Genomic DNA, 4,225 nt, shown 5'->3' with positions numbered 1-4,225 from the left:
CAAACCGTGGGATCAAACACCTAGAGCCCATGATCGCGGGACACGGCTTCATTTCTCCTGGGAAGAGACGGAACCTCCGATCAAAGGCTTCCTTGTGGTGGCGATGATCAAAGAAATGTGAAACCCTTGTCCCTGCAAGCGGGTTTTGCGTCGAGTCGAAGCCATCGGCGCCCGATCGAATCCAAATGAGAAAGGGACGCATGTCACAGATAAGCTCACCCGAACCGTCGACCCCCGACGCCAGCATCGAGGCCCTGCCGCCGCCCGAGGGCCCGACCCAGGTTATCGTGACCGATTACGAGATCGGTCAGGACAATATCGAAGGTGTCAAGCCGGTCGCGTTCGACATCCACAACCCGGTTTTCATGATCTCCGGCGTCGCGGTGGTGCTCTTTACCGCGGCCACGCTGCTGTTCCCCTCGGTCCTGGGGCCGTTCTTCGGCGGATTGCGCGAGGTGGTCACCAGCAATTTCGATTGGTTCTTCCTGATCGCCGGCAATGTCTTCGTGCTGCTGTGCCTTGGCCTGATCCTGTCGCCGCTGGGCTCGGTCCGGCTGGGCGGTCCCGAGGCCACGGCGGATTTCTCCCTGACCGGCTGGTTCTCCATGCTCTTTGCCGCCGGCATGGGCATCGGCCTGATGTTTTACGGCGTCAGCGAGCCGCTGGGGCATTTCACCGCCGCCTTGGGCGGGCCGGTGGTCGAGAACGGCGTGCGCACCGATTGGGCGCCGCTGGACGGTGCGCCGGGGGACGAGTTGGGCGCGCGGCGTCTGGCGATGGCCGCGACGATCTTTCACTGGGGCCTGCACCCTTGGGCGATCTACGCGGTGGTGGCCCTGGCCCTGGCGCTGTTTGCCTACAACAAGGGACTGCCGCTGACACTGCGCTCGGTCTTCTATCCAATCCTGGGGGAACGGGTCTGGGGCTGGCCGGGCCATGTCGTGGATGTGCTGGCAGTGATGGCGACGCTGTTCGGGCTGGCCACCTCGCTGGGGATCGGCGCAGAGCAGGCATCGGCGGGTTTCCATTTCTTGTTCGGCTGGAGCACCGCGATAACCGCCAAGATCGTCCTGATCGTCATCATCACGGGAGTGGCCACAGCCTCGGTGGTGCTGGGCGTCGAGAAAGGCGTCAAGCGCCTGTCCGAGATCAATATGGTGCTGGCGGTCCTGCTGCTGCTCTTCGTGATCCTCGCCGGGCCGACCGGGCAGATCCTGACGGGGTTCTTCGGCAACCTGGCCGCCTATGGCGCCAAGATCCTGCCGCTGTCCAACCCGTTCGGGCGCAGCGACGACAACTTCCGTCACGGCTGGACGGCCTTCTATTGGGCTTGGTGGATCAGTTGGTCGCCCTTTGTCGGCATGTTCATCGCCCGGGTGTCGCGCGGGCGCACCGTGCGGCAGTTCCTGACCGCGGTGCTGATCGTGCCCTCGCTGATCTCGGTGCTGTGGATGACGGCCTTTGGCGGCACTGCGATTTCCGAGACGCTGGCGGGCTTCACGGGCGTCACGGACGCGGCTTTGGAACTGCAGCTGTTCCAAATGCTGTCGCAACTGCCGCTGACCGCGATCTCGAGCTTCATCGGCATCGTTCTGGTGATCGTATTCTTCGTCACCTCCTCGGATTCCGGTTCGCTGGTGATCGACACCATCGCGGCGGGCGGCAAGATCCACGCCCCGGTGCCGCAGCGCATCTTCTGGTGCAGCTTCGAGGGACTGGTCGCCATCGCCCTGCTTCTGGGCGGCGGGCTCACGGCCCTGCAGGCGATGGCGGTCTCGACCGGGCTGCCCTTCACGCTGGTGCTGCTGGGCGCCTGCTGGGCCATCGTCAAGGGCCTGCTGGGTGAAAAGCGGGAACTGGCCTGAGGTTGAAACGACGCTGAATGGGCGGACAGGCGTCCGCCCATTTCCGTTGACCGCATCGCGCTGCAGTTCGAAGTTGTCGCCAGAGCGTGAGGCACCCTTTCTTTCAAATGGTTCAGGTCACCTGAAGCAAGTTTCATTCAGTCAGCAGTTCGGACAACCTTGCCTCTCAACCCTTACCTCACGCCGGCCCGCAGCAGCACGGTGACGGCGCTGTCGAAATGTTCATCGATGGCGGCTTCGGCGCGGCCGGGATCCTGGACGAGGATCGCGGTTGCGATGCGTTCGTGGCAGCGGATGTTCTCCTGCCGGTTCTCATGGGTCGCGCGCGAGCGCCAGCCGATCGCCCAGGTCTGCCGGGTAACCACGCGGAAACTGTCCACGAGGATGCAGGATGGCAATGGCATCGTGGCACTTGCGGGTGTCATAGGCACCATCTGCGGTGACACTTCCGATCTGCTCATCCTCCGGGATCTGGCTGAGCAGGTCGGGTAGAACCGGTGCGTCACCGATATGGCTCCCGGTGATTTCGACGGCGCGGACCCACGCTGTTGACCTGGGCCGAGAAGCAGGGCATCGCCCTGACCTACGTCCAGCCCGGCAAGCCCCAGCAGAACGCTTACGTCGAGCGTTATAACAGGACGGTTCGCCATGAATGGCTGGACCTCTACATCTTTGAAACCATCGAGGAGGTGCAGCAGATCGCCACCGAATGGCTATGGACCTACAACAATGAACGCCCCAACATGGGCATCGGCGGGGGTACACCCGCCATGAAGCTGAAAATGGTCGCGTGAGTTCTACGATCAAGCCCCGTTAAAACGGGGAGGATTACCGGTGCATTTTGTTCTTCTGACTATGTGGCATACTATCCGCAGCCTTGAAAGACTCGCAACTGCGCAAGGCTTCTTGCGGCGTTCTTGAGGCAGGCCGCGGGTTGGTCGTCCCAGGGAACTCTGCTTCGGTGTGCGATATCCTTGAGAGGTATACGGCAGGTCGTGCCGGTTGTGGACCTGCTACGGATAGAAGGGGGGAGTCTATTTAAGGTGGCTTACGTTAGCACTGTCGTTATTTAACCGAAACTGACATTGCTTAAATAAAGATGGGGTGCCATGATCACCCCATGACCGATTCCGAACCTGATCAACGCCTTGGCCGCTTTGTTGAAACCCCTGTCGCGGGCGAGATCGTGCGCGCCTTCGTTCCGCCGCCCCTCCCGCCGGAGCCGCCGATCGATGTGCTGGCGCTTCTCGAGCGGTTGAGCCTCGCCGAGCGCGCGCTCGGGCGACTAGACGGCATCACCATGCTGCTGCCGCGCCAGGAACTGTTCCTCTACATGTATGTGCGCAAGGAAGCGGTGCTGTCGTCCCAGATCGAGGGGACTCAATCCACGCTGACCGACCTTCTGCGCTTCGAGACCGAAGCCCAGGCCGGGGAGCCGATAGACGACATCCGCGAGGTGTCGAACTATGTCGATGCGATGATGTATGGGCTGGAGCGGCTGGAGGAATTGCCGTTGTCCCTGCGCCTGATCCGCGAGATGCACGCGCGGTTGCTGCAAAGTGGGCGGGGCGGCACGAAAAGTCCGGGCGAGTTCCGCCGTTCCCAGAACTGGATCGGCGGCTCGCGCCCCGGCAACGCGCTTTATGTGCCGCCGCCCGTCACCGAACTCGATGCCTGCCTCGACGCGCTGGAGCGTTTCATGCACGAGCACAGTTCGCGATTGCCGGCCCTGATCAAGGCTGGCCTACTGCATGTCCAGTTCGAAACCATCCACCCGTTCCTCGATGGCAACGGCCGTATTGGCCGATTGCTGGTGACGCTGTATCTTTGCGTCAACGGGGTGCTGCGCAAGCCGCTGCTCTATCTCAGCCTCTATCTGAAGACACATCGGGCCGACTATTTCCGGCTGCTTCAGGAGGTGCGCGAACATGGCAATTGGGAAGCCTGGCTGGATTTCTTCCTTGCCGGGGTGGCTGCGACGGCGAACCAGGCCTTCGAGGCTGCGACCAGGATCGTCGACCTGTTCAAGGAGGACCGCGAGCGCATCACGACCGAAAGCGATCGCGCCGGATCGACCCTCCGTATTCACGATCTTTTCCAGCAGAACCCGTTCCTGACCTCTAACCAACTGGTCCGGCAGACAGGCCTGTCGGCTCCGACGGTCAATGCCGCCTTGGCCGATCTGGAGAAGATGGGCATCGTCGACGAAATCACCGGGCGCAAGCGGGGGCGGGTGTTCAGCTACCGCCGCTATCTTGCGATCCTTAGCGAAGGGACCGATCCCTTGCCGGCGGGTAGCTGATCTGTTCGTTCCCAAGGAGCTCAAGACAGGCTAGGTCATGTTGACAAATGGCGGAGCC

3 protein-coding genes and 2 pseudogenes are annotated in these 4,225 nt (G+C 62.2%); 3 read left to right on the top strand and 2 right to left on the bottom strand.

From position 1 onward, the window contains the following. Positions 1–200 precede the first annotated feature (200 nt). Positions 201–1,865 carry a BCCT family transporter gene (locus PARACOCCUSGL_RS0119750; RefSeq protein WP_010400693.1) on the top strand — a complete coding sequence of 555 codons (1,665 nt, stop codon included), beginning with the start codon at positions 201–203 and terminating at the stop codon, positions 1,863–1,865. A 173-nt stretch (positions 1,866–2,038) separates the two neighbouring features. Here the strand turns inward: PARACOCCUSGL_RS0119750 and PARACOCCUSGL_RS0119745 are convergent, their stop codons facing one another. Both PARACOCCUSGL_RS0119745 and PARACOCCUSGL_RS21920 read right to left on the bottom strand, forming a co-directional pair. Then, positions 2,039–2,269, bottom strand: coding sequence for an FCD domain-containing protein (locus PARACOCCUSGL_RS0119745; RefSeq protein ID WP_166435571.1), 231 nt, complete (start codon positions 2,267–2,269; stop codon positions 2,039–2,041). Next, positions 2,259–2,414 (bottom strand): annotated as a pseudogene (locus PARACOCCUSGL_RS21920) (transposase); the annotation flags it as partial. The gene PARACOCCUSGL_RS0119745 and the pseudogene PARACOCCUSGL_RS21920, both read right to left, overlap by 11 nt. On the opposite strand from PARACOCCUSGL_RS21920, the pseudogene PARACOCCUSGL_RS0119735 reads away from it, so the two are divergent. Next, a pseudogene (locus PARACOCCUSGL_RS0119735) lies at positions 2,411–2,659 on the top strand (transposase); the annotation flags it as partial. The pseudogenes PARACOCCUSGL_RS21920 and PARACOCCUSGL_RS0119735 overlap by 4 nt on opposite strands. Before the next feature lie 326 nt (positions 2,660–2,985). Continuing rightward, positions 2,986–4,167 carry a Fic family protein gene (locus tag PARACOCCUSGL_RS0119730; RefSeq protein WP_010400685.1) on the top strand — a complete coding sequence of 394 codons (1,182 nt, stop codon included), beginning with the start codon at positions 2,986–2,988 and terminating at the stop codon, positions 4,165–4,167. The last annotated feature ends 58 nt before the right edge of the window (positions 4,168–4,225 follow it).

Origin of the sequence: Paracoccus sp. TRP, assembly GCF_000185925.1 — a bacterium.
Lineage (GTDB): Bacteria > Pseudomonadota > Alphaproteobacteria > Rhodobacterales > Rhodobacteraceae > Paracoccus > Paracoccus kondratievae.
This window is presented reverse-complemented; position numbering and strand designations above follow the sequence as displayed.

What these genes read in the sequence shown, in the direction of transcription:
- PARACOCCUSGL_RS0119750 (WP_010400693.1), top strand. Translation starts at nt 201, where the DNA reads ATGTCACAGATAAGCTCACCCGAACCGTCGACCCCCGACGCCAGCATC.
- PARACOCCUSGL_RS0119745 (WP_166435571.1), bottom strand. Translation starts at nt 2,269, where the DNA reads ATGCCATTGCCATCCTGCATCCTCGTGGACAGTTTCCGCGTGGTTACC.
- PARACOCCUSGL_RS0119730 (WP_010400685.1), top strand. Translation starts at nt 2,986, where the DNA reads ATGACCGATTCCGAACCTGATCAACGCCTTGGCCGCTTTGTTGAAACC.